Genomic DNA, 17,725 nt, shown 5'->3' on the forward strand with positions numbered 1-17,725 from the left:
TCTCTCCCTCAGGCGCGCGCCCAGGCCCGCGCGATCGCGTGGGCGAGGATGGCGCCCGCGACGTGGCGCTTGAAATCGATGGGGCCGCGGTTGTCGGAGACGGGTTCGATCGCCTCCTGCATAGCGGCGACCGCTGCCTTGACGGCGGCGACGTCTACGGCGGTTCCGACAAGGGCCACGCCCGCGGCCTCGGCGAAGATCGGCGTGTCGGCGAGGTTCGTCATGGCGATCGAGGCCGACTTGCACACCCCGCCGTCCTTGACGATCTGGACGGCCGCGGCGGCGGTCGCATAGTCGCCGATCTTGCGCTTCTGCTTGACGTAGGCGTAGCCGCCCTTCGGTGCGTCGAAGCGCGCGGCGACCAGGATCTCGTCATCCTCGCGCGCGGTCATGTAGGCGGCTTCGTAGAACTCGCGAGCGTTCACGTCGCGCTTGCCCGACGGACCTTCGAGTTCATAGGTGGCGTCGAGGCACTGCATCAGTCCGGGCATGTCGTTGCCCGGGTCGCCGTTGGCGATGTTGCCGCCGACGGTGCCCATGTAGCGGACCTGCGGGTCGGCGATCTGCTCGGCCGCCTCGTGCAGGATCGGGGCGGCCGCCTTCAGGTCCGCGCTTGCCAGAAGCTCGGCCTGCGTGACCATCGCGCCGATGCGGACCGTGCCGCCCGAAACGCTGATGCCCCTGAGTTCCGAGATGCCCTGCAGATCGACCAGGTGGTCGAGCGCGGCCATCCTGAGTTTCATCATCGGCACGAGGCTGTGGCCTCCCGCGATTACGCGGGCCTCGTCGCCATGCTCGGCCAGGATGCCGAGCGCATCTTTCACGCTGGCCGGGCGGTGATAGGTAAAGCTCCCTGGGATCACGGGTCCCCTCCCTTCAGGCTATCCGTGGACCGGGCGGGTCCGTCCCGTCCCGGCGTGGTGAGGGAAGGTTGCGCGAAGCGCGGCCGGGCGTGGCGAAGTGGCGCACCTCCTGCGCCCTGAATTTCACGAAATGCGTAATGGCTGCACGAAATGCGTCAGCGCGACTGTCCTAGAGGCCGAGGGCATCGCGGAGCGCGGGGATGCGATTGCGGCTTACCGGCACGCGGTCGAGCGAGGCCGTGCCCTCGAAAAGGCAGATGCCGCTGTCACGGCGACGCTCGAACCCGGTCACGCGCGCTATGTTCACGAGGTAGCTGCGATGGACGCGGAAGAAGGGGCCTGCTGCGACGAGCCGACGCTCCGCCTCCGAGATCGACCAGGGGCAGAAGAACTTGTCCTTGCCGGAATAGGCGATCGTGTAGTGCCCTTCCGCCCTTAGCGCCGAAACCTCCGCGGCGGGCAGGAACTGCGTCTGGCCGCCGCGTTCGACCGGGATGCGAAGCGGGGCGGGCTCAGGTGAGGGCTCCGGCATGTCCGGCTCTTCGGAATCTGCTCCGGCTGGCGCGGTCTGGTTCTCGGCAGGGACGGCCAGGAATGTCGCGCCGGAAAGAAGGAAGGCGCCGCATATGACGAAAGCGGAGACCATGACGATCAGCGCGAGCTGGTTGTTGTCCAGCGCGGGCGTGAAGGCGGGGCTCGTCGCGAGGGCAAGGAAGCCGGTTCCGGCCATGGCGGTGAAATGCACGATGACGACGGACGAGCCGAAGATCAGGGTGCCGATCAGGATGTTGGCGCGCGTGCGCCTTCCGTAGGAGGCCCAGATCGCCGCGACGCCCATCGCCAAGGCCGCGAGGCCCGCCGCGAAGATCGAGGAGGGCGCATAGACCGGCCGGCAGAACTCGATCCCCGACATGCCAAGGTAGTGCATCGCCACGATGCCCGCGCCGAGAACCGTCCCGGAAAGGAAGATGTGCGAGAGGTTACGCTTCGTGAAATGCATGAGGAGAAGCGCGACGCCGGCGAGAAGGATCGCGATCAGGAGCGAGGCGATGGTGGCGAGAACGTCGTAGGCAACGGCGATCGGCAGGCGCACCGCGAGCATCGCGATGAAATGCATCGACCAGATTCCGCCGCCGAGCGCGACCGCCCCCATGACGATGCGTGTCTGGCGCTGACCGACTGACAGTCTCGACAATCCGCGCGTGACGGAGAGGCCAGTGAAGGCCGCCATCATCGACAGCGCGATCGAGGCCAGCACGAGCCCCGAGTTGTAGCTGTAGTCGAGCAACTCCTCGTCCTTCCGTGCGCGAACGGACAAGGTTTAGCACAGGGGCGCCCGGTGGAAAGGTAGCATTTGCGGGCGGTTGGCGATTGCGCGTCGCTATGCCCGGCTCAGCCCAGGATGCCGGGTAGCCTCAGTCCGTGTTCCCGCGCGCAGTCTCTGGCGATGTCGTAGCCCGCATCGGCGTGGCGCATCACGCCGGTTGCCGGGTCGTTCCAGAGGACGCGCTCGAGCCGCTTGCCGGCCTCAGGCGTCCCGTCGGCGACGATCACCATGCCGGCGTGCTGGGAAAAACCCATGCCCACACCGCCACCGTGGTGCAGGCTGACCCAGGTCGCGCCCGAGGCCGTGTTGAGAAGCGCGTTCAGCAGCGGCCAGTCGGAAACCGCGTCGGAGCCGTCCTTCATCGCCTCCGTCTCGCGGTTGGGGCTTGCCACCGATCCGGAATCCAGGTGGTCGCGGCCGATGACGATCGGGGCCTTGAGTTCGCCCGAGGCAACCATCTCGTTGAACATGAGCCCGGCCTTGTGGCGATCGCCGAGGCCGATCCAGCAGATGCGCGCGGGAAGGCCCTGGAAGGCAATGCGGTCGCGTGCCATGTCGAGCCAGCGGTGGAGATTTTCGTTCTCGGGGAACAGCCGCTTCATCGCCTCGTCCGTGCGGTAGATGTCCTCGGGATCGCCCGAGAGCGCGCACCAGCGGAAGGGGCCGATCCCCTTGCAGAAGAGCGGTCGGATATAGGCCGGGACGAAACCGGGGAAGGCGAAGGCGTTTTCCAACCCCTCCTCGCGGGCCACCTGCCGGATGTTGTTGCCGTAGTCGACGGTCGGGACACCCGCGTCGTGGAAGGCGACCATCGCGGCGACGTGTTCCCGGATCGAGGCACGGGCGGCCTTTTCGACGGCCTTTGGGTCGGTGACCTGCTTCTCGCGCCAATCGGCGACGGTCCAGCCCTTCGGACAATAGCCATGCACGGGATCGTGGGCCGAGGTCTGGTCGGTCACGATGTCGGGGCGGATGCCGCCGTTCTTCATCCGGCGTGCGAGTTCCGGCACGATCTCCGCGGCGTTGCCGAGGAGGCCCACGGACTTCGCCTCGCCCGCCTTCGTCCAGCGCTCGATGAGGGCCAGTGCCTCGTCGAGCGTGCGGACCTTCTCGTCGAGGTAGCGGGTGCGGAGGCGGAAATCGATCCGGGTCTCGTCGCATTCGATGGCAAGGCAGCAGGCGCCCGCCATGACTGCAGCGAGGGGCTGCGCGCCGCCCATGCCGCCCAGTCCGGCCGTCAGGATCCAGCGACCCTTGAGGTTTCCGTCGTAATGCTGGCGTCCGGCCTCGGCGAAGGTCTCGTAGGTGCCCTGCACGATCCCTTGCGTGCCGATGTAGATCCAGGACCCGGCGGTCATCTGGCCGTACATGGCGAGGCCCTTCTTGTCGAGCTCGTTGAAGTGGTCCCATGTCGCCCAGTGTGGCACCAGGTTGGAGTTCGCGATCAGCACCCGGGGGGCGTCGGCATGGGTGCGGAAGATGCCCACGGGCTTGCCGGACTGGACAAGCAGCGTCTCGTCGCCATCAAGGTCCTTCAGCGCGGCGACGATGCGGTCGAAATCCTCCCAGGTGCGGGCTGCTCGGCCGATGCCGCCGTAGACGACAAGCTCGTGCGGGTTCTCGGCAACGTCCGGATGCAGGTTGTTCATCAGCATCCGCATCGGCGCCTCCGTCAGCCAGCTTTTGGCCGTGATTTCGGTGCCCGTCGGCGGAAAGACGTCGCGGAGGTTGTGGCGGGGATCGGTCATGGTCAGCCTCTGAGGGTCGGGGCCAGTTCGGCGAGTTTCGTCAGGATACTTGCGAGGAGCGGGCGGAGCCTTTCGGCCTTTGCCTCGTCATAGGTCCAGGGTGGGGTCTCGGCGGCGAGGTAGGTCGACTGCGCGAGTTCCATCTGGATCGCGTGGAACCCCTCGACCGGGCGGCCATAATGGCGGGTCGTCCAGCCCCCCTTGAAGCGGCCGTCGAGGACATGTGAGTAGGTTCCCGCCACGGCACAGGCTTCAGTGACGGTCGCTGTAAGGATCGGGGCGCAGGTCGTGCCACCGTTCGTGCCGATGTTGAGGTCGGGAAGGGTGCCTTCGAAGAGGAAGGGAATATTGGATCTGATCGAGTGGCAGTCCCACAGGATCGCGACGCCGTGGGTGGCGCGGACCCGGTCGAGTTCCGCCTGAAGGGCGGCATGGTAGGGCGCGTGGAAAGCCGCGCGGCGGCGCTCGGTTTCGGCTGCGTCCGGCTCCTCGGCCCAGATCGGTTCGCCGTCGAAGTCGGTCAGCGGCACGAGGCTCGTGGTGTTCTGGCCGGGATAGAGCGATGCGCCGGAGGGGTCGCGGTTCGCGTCGATCACGTAGCGGTGGAATGTTGCGCGGACGGTCGTCGCGCCGGGAACAAGGCCGTCGTAGAGGCGTTCGATGTGCCAATCGGTGTCCGAAAGCTCTTTCCCGCGCGGGTTCAGCTTCGCGCGGATGCCGTCGGGCAGCCAGGTGCCGGTGTGCGGCAGGCCGAGGACGACGGGGCTGTCGCCGCGGGTGATCTCGACAGGCGTCATTCGCCGGCTCCGGTGACGAAGCCCGACAGGCCCGCGGCGGAGACGAGGGCGCCCGTCTCGATCAGTTCGGCGGCGCGGGCGAGTTCCGGGGCAAGGTAGCGATCTTCAGCGAGTGGCGGGATATCTTCCCGCAGGCGGGCGACCACCTTCCGCAGCGCCGGCGAAGTGGCGAGAGGGGCGCGGAAATCGATGCCTTGCGCGGCGGCCATCGCCTCCACCCCGAGGATCACGGAGAGGTTCCGGTTCATGGTCTGAAGCCGGCGCGCGGCGTGGGCGGCCATGCTGACATGGTCCTCCTGGTTGGCGGAGGTCGGGGTGGAGTCCGTCGAGCAGGGCGTCGCGAGGTGCTTGTTCTCGCTCATCAAGGCCGCCGTCGTCACTTCGGCGATCATCAGGCCGGAGTTGAGGCCCGGTGATGGCGTGAGGAAGGGTGGCAGGTCGTGCGACAGCGTCGGGTCCACCATCAGCGCCACGCGGCGCTGCGCGATCGCTCCGATTTCCGCCAGTGCGAGCGCGATCTGGTCGGCGGCGAAGGCGACGGGCTCGGCATGGAAATTGCCGCCGGAAACGATCCGGCCGTCGGTAAGGACCAGCGGATTGTCCGTGACCGCGTTCGCTTCGATCTCGAGCGTGCGGGCGGCGAAGGCGAGAAGGTCGATGGCCGCGCCGGTGACCTGCGGCTGGCAGCGGATGCAGTAGGGGTCCTGCACGCGGGCGTCGCCCTCGCGGTGGCTTTCGCGGATCTCGCTTCGCTCCATGAGTGCACGCATGGCGGCGGCGACCTCGATCTGGCCCCGATGGCCGCGCAGCGCGTGGATTTCGGAAAGGAGCGGCGCGTCCGAGCCCATGATTGCATCTGTCGAAAGCGCGCCTGTGACGACGGAGGCGGCGGCGTTGCGCCAGGCGTCGAAGAGCCCGGCGAGCGCGAGCGCGGTCGAGAACTGGGTGCCGTTGATGAGCGCGAGCCCCTCCTTCGGGCCGAGGGTGATCGGCTCGATCCCGGCTTGGGCCAGAGCCTCGGCACCGGGCATGATCTCGCGCGCGATCTCCGCCTCTCCCTCGCCGAGGAGGACGGCGGTCATGTGCGCGAGCGGCGCGAGATCGCCCGATGCCCCGACGGACCCCTGCGCTGGAACGACCGGGGTAACCCCCTGCGAGAGGAGTGCCTCGAGCGCCGCGATCACCTCCCAGCGGACGCCCGAGGCGCCTCGGCCGAGGGAAGCGATCTTGAGCGCGATCATCAGACGGGTCGTGGGAACGTCGAGCGGGTCGCCCACGCCGCAGCAGTGCGACAGGATCAGGTTGCGTTGCAGGGTCGCGGTATCGGCGGCGGCGATCTTCACCGAGGCGAGCTTGCCGAACCCGGTGTTGACGCCGTAGACGGCCGTATCGCCCCGCGCGGCCTCCGCGACGGTCCGGGCGGCGGCCTCCACGGCGGCGCGCGCGGTCGGTTCGAGGCGGGCGGGAAGCCCTTCGCGCCAGAGCCGTTCGAGATCGGCCAGCCCGACAGCGCCGGGGGTGAGGGTCAGCATGGAATGCCTCCGAAGACACGGGCGTGCAGCGGCGTGCAGCCGATGCGGTAAGCGAGTTCGGCCGGGTGTTCGGCCTCCCACACGGCCAGATCGGCGCGGAGGCCGGCGGCGATGCGGCCCCGGTCGGCGAGCCCGAGCGCGCGGGCGGCCTGGATGGTCATTCCGGCGAGCGCCTCTTCGGGCGTGAGGCCGAAGAAGGTCGCGGCCATGTTCATCGCCAGAAGCGGAGAACACATCGGCGAGGAGCCGGGGTTCATGTCGGTCGCAGCCGCCATCGGCACGCCTGCGGCGCGGAAGGCGGCGACCGGGGGCACCTGCTTTTCTCGGAGCGTGTAGAAGGCGCCGGGGAGGAGGACAGCGACGCTGCCGGATGCCGCGAGCGCGGCGGCGTCCTCGGGCGTGGCGTATTCGACGTGGTCGGCAGACAGCGCGCCCATCCGCGCGGCGAGCGCGGTTCCGCCGAGGTGCGAGAGCTGTTCGGCGTGAAGCTTCACAGGCAGGCCGAGGCGCCTTGCGGCTTCGAAGACGCGGGCGATCTGTGCGGGGGAGAAGGCTATCCCCTCGCAGAAACCGTCCACCGCATCCGCGAGGCGCTCGGCATGGGCGGCTTCGAGGGCGGGGATGCAGACCTCGTCAAGGTAGGCGTCCGCGCGTCCCTTGAATTCGGCCGGAATGGCGTGCGCGCCGAGGAAGCTGGTCCTTACGGCGACCGGGCGGGCGCGCTCGAGCGCGCGGGCGGTGCGCAGCATCCTGAGTTCGGTATGGATGTCGAGGCCATAGCCCGATTTGACCTCGACCGTCGTGACGCCCTCGGCCAGCATCGCGTCGAGCCGGGGGAGGGCCGAAGCCAGAAGCTCCGCCTCGGTCGCGGCGCGCGTGGCCGCGACGGTCGAGACGATGCCGCCGCCGGCCTGAGCGATCTCCGCGTAGCTCGCACCCTGAAGGCGCATCTCGAACTCCCGTGCGCGGTTGCCGGCGTGGACGAGGTGGGTGTGGCAGTCGATGAGGCCGGGCGTGACGAGGCGTCCGCCGAGGTCTCGGCTTTCGGCCCGTGCGAATTTCGCGGGGAGGTCGGCATCAGGCCCGGTCCACTGGATGCCTGTCGAATCGAAGGCGACGGAACCCTTGTCGACGAGGCCATAGGCCTCTCCGGCAGTCATGGTCGCGAGCTGCGCGTTTCTGAAGACGGTGGCAGCCAAGCCTCTTTCCCCCCGTGATGAATGCCGGTATTATGTATAGACATATTATCGGCGTCAAGCGCATGAGCGAGGCGTTCCGTTTGGGGGCGGAAACCTCCGGTGGGGATACTTGGGGCCAGAGTGAGGGCGGAGCCAGGAATGGGAAATGTGCGCGAACAGACGGGACCGAGGCGTATCTGGGCCAGGGCGGCGCTGACGGCGGATGGCTGGGTAGAGGACGTTGCGATCGGGATCGATTCGGAGGGGCGGATCTCCGAAGTGGTCCCCGGCGCTGCCCCGGAAGCCGAGCGGCGCGGAGTGATCCTGCCCGCTCCGGCGAACCTGCATTCGCACGCCTTCCAGCGCGCCATGGCAGGGCTGACGGAGCGGCGCGGACCCGATCCGAGAGACACGTTCTGGACCTGGCGGCGGCTCATGTTCCGTTTCCTCGACAGGCTGACGCCGGAGGACGTGGAGGCGATCGCGGCCTTCGTTCAGATGGAGATGCTGGAGGCCGGTTTCGCCTGCAACACGGAGTTCCACTACCTCCATCATCAGCCGGGAGGAGCGCCATATGCCCGGATCGCGGAGATGTCGGAACGGATCGTCGCGGCCGCGGCGGAGACGGGAATCGGGCTCACGCTCTTGCCCGTACTCTACGAACAGGGCGGCTGCGACGGCCGCGAACTCGCGCCGGGGCAGGTCAGGTTCGGAAATGACCCGGAGCGTTTTGCCCGCTTGCACGAGGCGGCAGGGGCCGCGCTTGCGGCGCTCCCGGCCGATGCGAGGCTGGGGGTCGCGCCGCATTCGCTGCGGGCCGTGACGCCGGGAGGGCTGGCGGCAGCCGTGGCGCTCGTCGCGGGTGCGCCGGTGCATATGCATCTGGCCGAGCAGGTGGCCGAGGTCGAGGAGGTTCTTGCCGCCTACGGCGCCCGGCCGGTGGAATGGTTGCTGGACCACGCCGATGTCGGACCCGAATGGTGCCTGATCCATTGCACGCAGATGGAGCCGCCAGAGACGCTCGCGCTTGCCGCTACGGGGGCGGTTGCGGGGCTGTGCCCGATCACGGAAAGCTCTCTCGGCGACGGGATCTTCGATGGGGTGCGGTTTCTTGGTGCGGGCGGGCGGTTCGGGATCGGATCGGACAGTAACATCCGCATCTCGCTCTGCGAGGAATTCAGGACGCTGGAATATTCTCAGCGGCTGCGGGACCGATCGCGCGCGGCGCTGGCGACGCCGGACAGGTCCACCGGGCGGAGGATCTTCGAGGATGCGGCCCGGGGCGGGGCGCAGGCTGCCGGGCGCGGGGCCGGCTCGATCGCGGTTGGCGAATGGGCGGATCTTCTGGCGCTGGATACGGCCCACCCGGACATGGAAGGGCGTCGCGGCGACACCGTGATCGACAGCTTCATCTTCGCTGGCGGCAGCGGGATTGTGACGGATGTCTGGTCGGCCGGTCGGCACGTCGTTTCGGAAGGCCGGCACCGTGGGCGGGAGGGGATCGTGTCGCGCTACCGTGCGACACTTGCACGCCTGGGGGAGGTGTTGTGATGCCGCGTCAAGGAGGAGTGCGATGAGCGCGGCGGGAGAGCCGACAGGCTGGCAGGCGATCCAGGAGGATGTGCTCGCGCGCATCCGTGCGCGTGAATGGCCGCCGGGCACGATGATCCCGACGGAGGCGGAGTTGGCGACGGAATATGGCTGCGCGCGGGCGACCGTGAACCGGGCGCTGAGGGAACTTGCCGATGCTGGCTACCTCGACCGCCGCAGGAAGGCGGGGACGCGCGTTGCCGCCTTGCCGGTCCGGAAAGCCACGTTCGCGATCCCCGTGATCCGGCTGGAGGTCGAGGGGCGGGGCATGGCCTATAGCCACGAACTCCTGTCCTGCCGCCGCGAGGCGGTGGATGGGGCGCTGGCCGCGCGACTGGGTTTGCGGACCGGGGCGGAGGTCCTGCGAATCCGCGCCATGCACCGCGGGGATGGCGCGCCTTACTGCTACGAGGATCGACTTGTCCCGGTCGCAGCCGTTCCCGGGATCCTTTCGGCCGATCTGCGGACCGTCAGCGCGAACGAATGGCTGGTGCGGAACGCTCCGTTCACGCGCGGGGACCTCGAATTCTCCGCGCGGGAAGCGGGGCCCGAGGAGGCGGAGGTCCTTGGCTGCGCGCCGGGCGCGGCTCTCTTCACGCTCGACCGGAGGACTTGGAACGGATCGGATGCCGTGACGGAAGTGCGGATATCCTATGCCCCGGGATACTCCATGAAGAGCGAGATCTGACACCCGGCTTCTGGCTGGCGCGGTTCTGATGGCCCCGGCGGTGGCACCGCTCGAGAACGGGATCGCCGCCGGTTCCTTGGGTCAGACCATCATTCCGCCGCGTGGGCGTGCAGCACGCGGCGCGCGGGCATGGCGAGAACCGCGTAACGCCGGCCATCACCCGGATTGTGGTAAGGCTGTCCGATTCGGTGGGCGCCATAGCCCAGCTGACGCAGCGCCCGTTCGAGCGACAGCGGCGAAAGCGACATGAGCTCCGTCGCCCCGTGCGCGTTCGCGACCCGGACGAGCCCGTCCACGATCAGTGTGAGGCACAGGCTGCGGTCGGCCGCCGAATGCACGTCTTCGGAAATCACGAGCCGGGTGCACTCCCAGACGAGGGGCGTCTCGATCTGGTCGTTCAGCACGCGATCGGGAATGTCGACGAGCTTCCCGGCCACCGCATCGCGCAGCATGTAGGTATACTGGCCCCAGTTCGACGTCGTCGGCATCGTCCGCGCCCCGCCGATCACCTTGCCCTCGCGCAGGACAAGCGAGTAATGCGCGAGAGGGTTGTCGTACTGGTCCATCTCGACACTGTCGTTGTGCGGGATGTCCCAGCCCAGCGTATCGACGAAGAAGTGCTTCCGCAGCCGCAGATAGTCGTAGAAGGCGCTCCCGTGACGGTGAAGGTCGGACAAGTCGAAGGTGATGTTTTCCATGATGGACTCTCCTTAATGGAGAGTTAATTAGAGCACCGACTCGCCAATTCGGTAACGCGAAGGTTACGCTTTCACGTGGAAATTGTATAAAATTCTAGCTTTTCAGGCTGCGCTCGCGGCGTCCCGAAACGGCGTCGCCATGGGGAGTCAGATCAGGCCGTAGCCGGTGGCCAGCGTCGCCGCCTGGGTGGAGGTCTTGGCCTTGAGCTTGAGCTTGGCATTCTTGAGCCGCTGTTTCACCGCGCCTTCGGTAACGCCGAGCTCGTTCGCGATCTGCTTCATCAGGAGGCCGTTCTTGACCATCCGAAGCGCCTCCAGTTCGGCCTGCGTCAGGTTCGCGGGCGGAAGCCGGGAGGCATGTAGCGCCGAGAGCCGCGTTTCGAGAAGGCGGATTTCCTCCACCTTGAATTCCCGGTCGTTGCGGGCGAAGGAACCGAAGCTGCGCTGGCCATCGCTGTCCTCGTCGCTGTGACTGATCGCAACGCCGAAGCACAGCCCATGTTCCGCCGCCCGCCCAAGAACGCCGCGGGGATCGTCGATCGTGAACTCGCTCCAGCGCGAGGAACCGTCGTTCGCGTATACCCAGCGCATGACCGGATCGTGCAGCATCAGCCCGTCGCGCGTGTATTCGGCGACCCAGGCCGGCGGCAGAGCATTCACTTCTTCCATCGGGAAGGCAAAGCCGATACGGAGCGCGATATAGTAGCCGGCCGGTGCGAGATGCGAGAAGTCCAGACTGTCAATCGAATCTTTCATACGCGTCCGTACTTTCGCCGCACAAGTGCGCCTTGATCCTGTACTTTAAGCAAGAGTGTCTCGCGACGGATGTTAAGCAATAATGTAGACACTCATCAACCGGGAAGCGAGTGGGCGGGTATCCGCATGGATCAGAGCGAGACTGTCGTCGGATTGCTGCGGGAACTCGGGGCGCAAAGCCCGGCTGGCTTCGCTATCGCTCTGCATATCAGCTACGCGGCACCAAAATACTTGTTCCAGGCCTATCCACAAGAGTGGATCGAGTACTACTCGGCCAACGGACTTGTGTTGAAGGATCCGACAGTCCGCTGGGGTTTCGCGAACGTGGGCCACGTTCGCTGGAGCGAACTCGAAAGCGTGGACCCCGATGGCGTCATGGCCATGGCGCGCGAGCAGGGGCTCAAGTACGGGGTGACCCTGGCTCTTGACGAAAGCGGGTCGCGCAGTGTTGCAAGCTTCGCCCGGAGTGACAGGGAATTCTCGGAAACCGAGATCGAGCGGTTGTCGGGGCTTCTCGGCGCGCTGCACACGGAAACGGCGCTGATCGAGGGGCTTTCGCCGGATGCCCACGAGACGTTGCGGCGCATGTCGATCCTTCTGACCCACAGCTGATCCGCCGCTCGGTTTAAACGAATCTTCAGGTATCGCCGCGAAGGTCCGCGAAGGCGGGGGCATTCCCTCGCCGCAGCGCCATCGCGCAGGGCTGTTGCCCTGCGCGCTTCGTGGAGATCCTGATGCGCCTCTTCGACAACATGAAAATCGCGGTGAAGCTGCCGCTCCTGATGATCCTGGTGGCGCTCGCGACGCTCGTCCTTACGGGCTTGTCCAGCTACAAGGACGCGCGCAGCGCGCTTCGGCAAGAGGGCGCGGCGCGGCTCGAGACGCTGGCCGAAACGCGCAGAACCGACCTGCAGGCCTGGTTCGAGAAACTCGGCTCGGATCTTCTGGTCTTCTCCGAAAGCGCGACGACGCGGCGCGCCCTAGCGGGGTTCAAGACATCATGGGAACTCTTGCCGGGTGACCCCGCGGAGGCAGTGGCGCGGCTTTACGTCACCGGAAACGCGAGCCCCGAAGGCAGAAGGTATCTCCTCGACGACGCCGGCGACGGTTCGCAATACAGCAAGGTCCACCAGATCTATAACCAGTCCTTCGTTTCGATTTACGAGAAGTACGGCTACTACGACATCTTCCTGATCGATCCGGAAGGCAACGTCCTTTATTCGGTTTTCAAGGAAGGCGACTACGGTTCGAACCTCCTCACCGGGCCGCTGAAGGACACCGCCTTCGCCGGAATCGTGCGCAATGCCATCGGCTCCAACGAAAGGGACCGCGTGGAATTCGCCGACTTCGAACGGTACGCGCCCTCGGGGGATGTGCCTGCGGCATTCCTTGCCACGCGCGTCGTGCACGAAGATGGCAGGCTCATGGGCGTCCTCGCCGTCCAGATCCCGGTTGCGCAGATCGATGGGATCATGCAGCGCGCGACCGGGCTCGGACGCACGGGTGAAACCTATCTCGTCGGGCCGGACATGGTCATGCGGTCGAACCTGCGCCTTTCGGGAGAGCCCACGATCCTCGTCCGCGAGGCAGCCACGGATGCTGCTCGCGCCGCGCTGGCGGGCGCGCCTATGAGCCCGGAGACGGTGGGGATTACGGGAGATCCGGTCGCTGCCGCGACCACGCAGGTTGTCCTTGACGGTCGGGTCTTCGGCATCGTCGTCGAACAGGCATTGTCGGAACTTTATGCACCGGCGGCAGAGCTCGCGGGGGATCTCATCCGGGATGTGCTCGTCATCATGGTCTTCGTGGGCCTGATCGGCTTCCTCCTTGCGCGGAGCCTGGCCCGTCCGATGGTGCGCGTGGGTGCAGCTATGGGCCGCATCTCCGACAAGGATTATGCGACCGACGTCCCGGGCACGGCGCGCGGCGACGAGATCGGGTACATCGCCACCACGCTCGAGAAGTTCCGGGACGCCCTCGCGGACGCGGAAGTCGCTGCGCGGGACGGTGCCTTCCGCGGGGCGGCATTCGAAGGGTCGTCGGCATCCCTGATGATGGTCGATCGCGATTTCAGGATAATCTACGCGAATTCGGCGGTGAGCCTGCTCCTCAAGGAGCGGGCCGATGGTTTCCGCAGGATGGATCCCGCCTTCGATCCTGACAAGATCCTGGGGCAGTCGATGGATTTCTTCGACACGAAGCCGGACAGCATCCGGGGCATGATGCGGGATCCGTCGAAGTTGCCGATCCATGTCGAGATCAAGGTGGATGAGGCGCGCCTCACTCTCGACATCAACGCGGTCACGATGAAGGAGGAGGGGCTCGTCGGTTACGTCGTCGAATGGCGCGACGTGACCGAGCAGCGCATGAACTGCGCGGTCCTCGATGCCATGGACCGCAACCAGAGCATGGCCGAATTCGACGTCAGGGGCCGCTTCGTGAGGGCCAACACCAATTTCCTCGACATGGTCGGCATTTCCGCCGAGGGCCTCGCGAACAGGATGCATGACCAGATCGTTCGTTACGATGCCGGGCTCGCGAAGGAGCGGGGCGTGGTCTGGGACCGGCTGATGACCGGTGAGTCCGTCTTCGGCCGGTTCTGGCTTGACTGCGAGGCCCGGGGTGAGGCCGCGCTCGATGGCGGCTTCACGCCGGTGAGGGACCGTTCGGGGCAGGTGCTGAAGGTCGTGCTCATGGGCGTCAACGTGACCGAGGCACAGCTTGCATTGCGCATGGCGGAAGAGGAGCGCAAGGCAATGGCCGAGGCCCAGGCCCGGGTCGTGGATTCGCTGCGCGTGGGGCTTTCCAGGCTGTCGGACGGCGATCTGACGGCGAGGATCGATCTGGAGTTCTCGACCGAATACGAGGAACTCCGAAGCGACTTCAACGCTGCCGTCGCGCGGCTGTCGGACGCGATCCGCGCTGTCATCGACAACGCGAATTCGATCCGTAGCGAGGCGGTGGAAATCTCGAATGCCGCCGACGACCTCAGCCGGCGGACCGAGAAACAGGCGGCGACATTGGAACAGACGGCCGCGGCACTTGACGAGCTCACGTCCTCGGTCCAGTCGGCCGCCGCCGGTGCGAGCGAGGCCAACCGCGTCGTGATCGACGCGCGCGCCTCCGCGGAAGCCTCGGGCGAGGTTGTGCGCGAGGCCGTCGCGGCGATGGGCGAAATCGAAAGCTCGTCGGAAAAGATATCGAGGATCATTTCGGTGATCGACGATATCGCTTTCCAGACCAACCTCCTTGCTCTGAATGCCGGGGTCGAAGCGGCCCGGGCTGGCGAAGCGGGCCGCGGTTTCGCGGTCGTCGCCTCGGAGGTTCGGGCTCTCGCGCAGCGCTCTTCGGAGGCGGCGCGGGAGATCAACGCGTTGATCTCCACGTCCTCCGGCCATGTGAAACGGGGCGTGGACCTCGTCGGACAGACCGGCTCGGCACTGAAAAAGATCGTGACGTCCGTCACCGACATCTCGTCGCGCGTGTCCGAGATATCCTCATCCGCGCAGGAGCAGTCGGCGGGCCTTGCAGAGATCAACATCGCGGTCAACCAGCTCGACCAAGTGACCCAGCAGAACGCTGCGATGTTCGAGGAGACGACCGCTGCCAGCCATTCGCTGACGCGCGAGGCAGAGGCGCTGAGCGAGACGACGGCCCGGTTCCAGGTCGCAGGCGCAACTGTCGTGAGCTCGGAGACGTTCCCGTCGCGCGGAGACGCACCCGTTAAGGCGGCCTTGCGCTCGGTCGGAAATACCGCGCTGGCACCGGCGTCGGACGCTGCGGCGGATGACTGGGAGGATTTCTGAACGGGAGGAGATGGCTGCGGCTCTTTGCGTTTCGGACCAGTCGCAGGTGCAGGTGATGCAATGAAGAAGACGCGCGTTCTGATAATCGATGATTCTGCAACGCTTCGCCGGCTGATCCGCGCCCGCCTCGACGCCGACTGCCGGATCGAGGTCGTGGGCGAGGCAGCGGACCCGTACGAAGCACGCGAAAAGATCAAGGCCCTCTCGCCCGATGTCGTGACACTTGATGTCGAGATGCCGCGAATGAATGGGTTGGAGTTCCTTGCGCGCCTGATGCGGTTGCGTCCGTTGCCGGTCGTCATGATCTCGACCGAAACACATCGAGGCAGCGCTGCGGCGATCGAGGCGCTGTCTCTCGGGGCGGTGGAATGCCTCGGGAAGCCGGCGCCCGATCGGCCAGGTAAGTTCCTGGAAGACATCGCCGACGTCCTGATTGGTGCGGCAGGGGCGCGTCTGCATTCGATGGTCAGGAGGCCGCCGCATGTGGTTTGTCCCGGTGATTTCGAATGGAATGGCCGGATCGTGCTGATCGGGGCCTCGACCGGAGGGGTCGAGGCCCTCGAGACGGTTCTGGGAGGGTTCCCGGAAAACTGCCCTCCGACGCTGATCACACAGCACATGCCGCCCGGCTTCCTTGCAAGCTTCGCCCGTCGTCTGGATCAGCACATCGCGCCACGTGTCCGGCTCGCATCCGATGGCGCGCCGCTTCTCCCCGGGAAGGTCTATCTGGCGTCGGGGGGCGAGACGCATCTGGTTGTCGCGCCCGGCTATCCACCGTGCTGCCGATTGGCCGGTGGTGACAAGCGCAGCGGGCATCGCCCCTCGGTCGATGTCCTTTTTGAAAGTGCCCTGCCGCTGGCCATGCGAACCGTCGCGGTAGTTCTGACCGGGATGGGGCGTGATGGGGCGGAAGGCATGGCGACGCTAAGGCGTGCCGGCGCGCGCTGCATAGCGCAGGATGAATCAACGTCCGTCATTTTCGGCATGCCGCGCGCCGCTCTGGAACTGGGTGGTGCGGAGATGGCGGTTCCCCTGCCATCGATCACGCAAGAGATCCTGCGCCTGACAGGGGCAGATCGGACACGTTGCGCTGGAATGGGCAGCCAATGATCCTGACGGACTCTCGCGCGGGGCTCCGTCCCCGCCATATCGCGCAGGGAGAGTTCGCCGTCGGTGCGCCGGACGGCCAGGCAATCACGACCATTCTCGGGTCATGTGTCGCGACGTGTCTGCACGATCCGGGCGCGCGCGTTGGCGGTATGAACCATTTCCTGCTGCCGGATTGCTGCGTTGATGGCCTGCATCCGGCGAGCTTCGGAGTCAATGCGATGGAGCTTCTGATCAACGCTCTGATCAAGGAGGGCGCGGTGCGCTCCCGCCTGCAGGCGAAGGTCTTCGGCGGCGCAAGGATGATTGCCGGCCTGAGCGATATCGGGACACGGAACGCAAACTTCGTCCTCGACTTCCTCCGCTGCGAGGACATCCCCTGCGTGGCGCATAGCCTTGGGGGTGCTCTGGCAAGGAGGATCATGTTCTGGCCAGGCGACGGACGCGCAAGACAAAGGCTCCTGGGTCGGACCGGGATCGTGGAAGAGCCGCCGGAACGGAGTGAGGGTAACGGAGTCGAACTCTTCTGACAGTGTTTGTCGCGTCGACCACGATGGGCCTGCCGACGGCCAAACCCCAACCGGGGCTGTGTCCTCTGCCAGAATGTGAGCAAATTCAACTCTCAAGCGCGGCCCGCAACACGAGGTCGTCTCGGCATCGCATCCGTGGGGCGGACGTGCGCTTGATCGGCCCTTTCGGGACAGTTCGGAGAAGCCGCGTGTGGAGGGGGTGTGGCATGTTGCCTGGGCGACTTCGCAGTCGCTCTGGCATCGCGCAAGGGCCGTGCAAGGGGGGCTCAAGGGCCGGCCATTGGCCAGCATGCTTGATTGGAAATTCTTTGGTCGTCAGAACCAGTCTATCTCGCCCCTCGGAGTGGTGATCTCGGCCCACGATCTTGGCATGGTCGGATCGAGGTTCTGAGCCAGCTCCTGCAACCTCAGCCGCGACAAGATCGGCAAGGCGCGCAGATGGATGCCGTACGGTATCTCCCCCGACAGCGCCGCCATCAGCCTTCCGAGGTCTTCGAGAGACTGCGTGATCCTGTCGATGCCCTGGAGCCCACGGATCGCCTCGGGATCCGTATGCTCGGCGAAGCGGCAGAGTGAGAGAGCGGTCTGGACCTCGGCGGAGATGCGGGCGAGCACTTCAAGTTCGTTGCCTATGCGGCCAGCCAACGCGGCCAAGGGCAAGTTGGGCGATTCCGACGTGATCTTGGGCGGGGCCTGCGAGGTCACGTTCACAGGCGCCCCACGACGGCTTCGATGCAGGCCTTGAGTTCCTGCGGCGCGAAGGGCTTCTTGATGAAGTTGTTCATCCCGAGACGTCTTCCGTTTTCGATGATGTCCCTGTCAGCGCGACCCGTTATGAGAATGAAGCCCACGCCCTTCGTGCGTGCGTCGCTGCGAAGCGCGTGGAGAAGATGCAGCCCGTCCATGCCCGGCATGTTGTAGTCCGAAAGAACGAGATGCACCGGCGCATTTCCGAGAGCCTCCAATGCGCCGGGTCCATCGCTCGCATAGCTGACCTGTCGTATGCCCATCGTATCGAGGGCCTGCGTGATGAGGCCCCGGCTGGTGGACATGTCGTCCACAACCATGACCCGTAGCTGATCCCTGAGTGCCATTCTTCATTTCC

Annotated in this window: 16 protein-coding genes; 6 read left to right on the forward strand and 10 right to left on the reverse strand. The window is 66.3% G+C overall.

Annotation, left to right across the window (positions count from 1 at the left end):
* Positions 1–8: 8 nt before the first annotated feature.
* The 6 genes from ABCN56_RS00645 to hutI all read right to left on the reverse strand — a co-directional run bounded on the left by ABCN56_RS00645 (position 9) and on the right by hutI (position 7,427).
* Positions 9–863, reverse strand: coding sequence for an FAD binding domain-containing protein (locus tag ABCN56_RS00645; protein WP_343078846.1), 855 nt, complete (start codon positions 861–863; stop codon positions 9–11).
* Positions 864–1,032: 169 nt separating this feature from the next.
* Positions 1,033–2,181 carry an MHYT domain-containing protein gene (locus ABCN56_RS00650; protein WP_343078847.1) on the reverse strand — a complete coding sequence of 383 codons (1,149 nt, stop codon included), beginning with the start codon at positions 2,179–2,181 and terminating at the stop codon, positions 1,033–1,035.
* A gap of 74 nt (positions 2,182–2,255) precedes the next feature.
* A complete protein-coding gene (hutU, locus tag ABCN56_RS00655; RefSeq protein WP_343078848.1) occupies positions 2,256–3,938 on the reverse strand; it encodes a urocanate hydratase in 1,683 nt (560 codons plus the stop codon).
* Between the two features lie 2 nt (positions 3,939–3,940).
* Positions 3,941–4,735 (reverse strand): N-formylglutamate deformylase, encoded by a 795-nt coding sequence (gene hutG, locus ABCN56_RS00660; protein ID WP_343078849.1) that lies wholly within the window; start codon positions 4,733–4,735, stop codon positions 3,941–3,943.
* Complete coding sequence (gene hutH, locus ABCN56_RS00665; protein WP_343078850.1) at positions 4,732–6,267, reverse strand: histidine ammonia-lyase; 1,536 nt, start codon at positions 6,265–6,267, stop codon at positions 4,732–4,734. The genes hutG and hutH overlap by 4 nt, the downstream gene beginning before the upstream one ends.
* Positions 6,261–7,427 carry an imidazolonepropionase gene (hutI, locus tag ABCN56_RS00670; protein ID WP_343080082.1) on the reverse strand — a complete coding sequence of 389 codons (1,167 nt, stop codon included), beginning with the start codon at positions 7,425–7,427 and terminating at the stop codon, positions 6,261–6,263. The genes hutH and hutI overlap by 7 nt, the downstream gene beginning before the upstream one ends.
* Positions 7,428–7,604: 177 nt before the next feature.
* Here hutI and ABCN56_RS00675 point away from each other — a divergent pair, with 177 nt between their 5' ends.
* Together ABCN56_RS00675 and ABCN56_RS00680 are read left to right on the forward strand one after the other, a co-directional pair.
* Complete coding sequence (locus ABCN56_RS00675; protein ID WP_343078851.1) at positions 7,605–8,996, forward strand: formimidoylglutamate deiminase; 1,392 nt, start codon at positions 7,605–7,607, stop codon at positions 8,994–8,996.
* A gap of 22 nt (positions 8,997–9,018) precedes the next feature.
* Positions 9,019–9,723, forward strand: coding sequence for a histidine utilization transcriptional repressor HutC (locus tag ABCN56_RS00680; RefSeq protein ID WP_343078852.1), 705 nt, complete (start codon positions 9,019–9,021; stop codon positions 9,721–9,723).
* A gap of 89 nt (positions 9,724–9,812) precedes the next feature.
* Here ABCN56_RS00680 and ABCN56_RS00685 read toward each other — a convergent pair whose 3' ends face one another.
* Both ABCN56_RS00685 and ABCN56_RS00690 read right to left on the reverse strand, forming a co-directional pair.
* Complete coding sequence (locus ABCN56_RS00685; RefSeq protein ID WP_343078853.1) at positions 9,813–10,421, reverse strand: acyl-homoserine-lactone synthase; 609 nt, start codon at positions 10,419–10,421, stop codon at positions 9,813–9,815.
* Between the two features lie 147 nt (positions 10,422–10,568).
* Positions 10,569–11,177, reverse strand: coding sequence for an autoinducer binding domain-containing protein (locus tag ABCN56_RS00690; protein ID WP_343078854.1), 609 nt, complete (start codon positions 11,175–11,177; stop codon positions 10,569–10,571).
* A 126-nt stretch (positions 11,178–11,303) separates the two neighbouring features.
* On the opposite strand from ABCN56_RS00690, the gene ABCN56_RS00695 reads away from it, so the two are divergent.
* The 4 genes from ABCN56_RS00695 to ABCN56_RS00710 all read left to right on the forward strand — a co-directional run bounded on the left by ABCN56_RS00695 (position 11,304) and on the right by ABCN56_RS00710 (position 16,620).
* On the forward strand, positions 11,304–11,789 hold the full coding sequence (locus ABCN56_RS00695; RefSeq protein WP_343078855.1) for an autoinducer binding domain-containing protein: 486 nt from the start codon (positions 11,304–11,306) through the stop codon (positions 11,787–11,789).
* A gap of 122 nt (positions 11,790–11,911) precedes the next feature.
* The gene (locus ABCN56_RS00700) at positions 11,912–14,983 is read left to right on the forward strand and encodes a methyl-accepting chemotaxis protein (protein WP_343078856.1); all 3,072 of its coding nucleotides are present in this window, start codon (positions 11,912–11,914) and stop codon (positions 14,981–14,983) included.
* A gap of 60 nt (positions 14,984–15,043) precedes the next feature.
* A complete protein-coding gene (locus tag ABCN56_RS00705) occupies positions 15,044–16,093 on the forward strand; it encodes a protein-glutamate methylesterase/protein-glutamine glutaminase (RefSeq protein ID WP_343078857.1) in 1,050 nt (349 codons plus the stop codon).
* Positions 16,090–16,620, forward strand: a complete 531-nt coding sequence (locus ABCN56_RS00710; RefSeq protein WP_343078858.1) for a chemotaxis protein CheD — start codon at positions 16,090–16,092, stop codon at positions 16,618–16,620. The genes ABCN56_RS00705 and ABCN56_RS00710 overlap by 4 nt, the downstream gene beginning before the upstream one ends.
* 315 nt (positions 16,621–16,935) lie before the next feature.
* Here ABCN56_RS00710 and ABCN56_RS00715 read toward each other — a convergent pair whose 3' ends face one another.
* Positions 16,936–17,265 carry a hypothetical protein gene (locus ABCN56_RS00715; protein ID WP_343078859.1) on the reverse strand — a complete coding sequence of 110 codons (330 nt, stop codon included), beginning with the start codon at positions 17,263–17,265 and terminating at the stop codon, positions 16,936–16,938.
* A 62-nt stretch (positions 17,266–17,327) separates the two neighbouring features.
* On the reverse strand, positions 17,328–17,714 hold the full coding sequence (locus ABCN56_RS00720) for a response regulator (RefSeq protein ID WP_343078860.1): 387 nt from the start codon (positions 17,712–17,714) through the stop codon (positions 17,328–17,330).
* Positions 17,715–17,725 lie beyond the last annotated feature (11 nt).

The sequence above is a fragment of the Ostreiculturibacter nitratireducens genome (genome assembly GCF_032670585.1).
In the GTDB taxonomy this organism is placed as follows: Bacteria; Pseudomonadota; Alphaproteobacteria; order Rhodobacterales; family Rhodobacteraceae; genus Ostreiculturibacter; species Ostreiculturibacter nitratireducens.

Excerpts from the sequence above, each read along its gene's own strand:
- hutU (WP_343078848.1), bottom strand. The coding sequence starts at position 3,938 with ATGACCGATCCCCGCCACAACCTCCGCGACGTCTTTCCGCCGACGGGC.
- hutG (WP_343078849.1), bottom strand. The coding sequence starts at position 4,735 with ATGACGCCTGTCGAGATCACCCGCGGCGACAGCCCCGTCGTCCTCGGC.
- hutH (WP_343078850.1), bottom strand. The coding sequence starts at position 6,267 with ATGCTGACCCTCACCCCCGGCGCTGTCGGGCTGGCCGATCTCGAACGG.
- hutI (WP_343080082.1), bottom strand. The coding sequence starts at position 7,427 with ATGACTGCCGGAGAGGCCTATGGCCTCGTCGACAAGGGTTCCGTCGCC.
- ABCN56_RS00675 (WP_343078851.1), top strand. The coding sequence starts at position 7,605 with ATGGGAAATGTGCGCGAACAGACGGGACCGAGGCGTATCTGGGCCAGG.
- ABCN56_RS00680 (WP_343078852.1), top strand. The coding sequence starts at position 9,019 with ATGAGCGCGGCGGGAGAGCCGACAGGCTGGCAGGCGATCCAGGAGGAT.
- ABCN56_RS00685 (WP_343078853.1), bottom strand. The coding sequence starts at position 10,421 with ATGGAAAACATCACCTTCGACTTGTCCGACCTTCACCGTCACGGGAGC.
- ABCN56_RS00690 (WP_343078854.1), bottom strand. The coding sequence starts at position 11,177 with ATGAAAGATTCGATTGACAGTCTGGACTTCTCGCATCTCGCACCGGCC.
- ABCN56_RS00695 (WP_343078855.1), top strand. The coding sequence starts at position 11,304 with ATGGATCAGAGCGAGACTGTCGTCGGATTGCTGCGGGAACTCGGGGCG.
- ABCN56_RS00700 (WP_343078856.1), top strand. The coding sequence starts at position 11,912 with ATGCGCCTCTTCGACAACATGAAAATCGCGGTGAAGCTGCCGCTCCTG.
- ABCN56_RS00705 (WP_343078857.1), top strand. The coding sequence starts at position 15,044 with ATGAAGAAGACGCGCGTTCTGATAATCGATGATTCTGCAACGCTTCGC.
- ABCN56_RS00710 (WP_343078858.1), top strand. The coding sequence starts at position 16,090 with ATGATCCTGACGGACTCTCGCGCGGGGCTCCGTCCCCGCCATATCGCG.
- ABCN56_RS00720 (WP_343078860.1), bottom strand. The coding sequence starts at position 17,714 with ATGGCACTCAGGGATCAGCTACGGGTCATGGTTGTGGACGACATGTCC.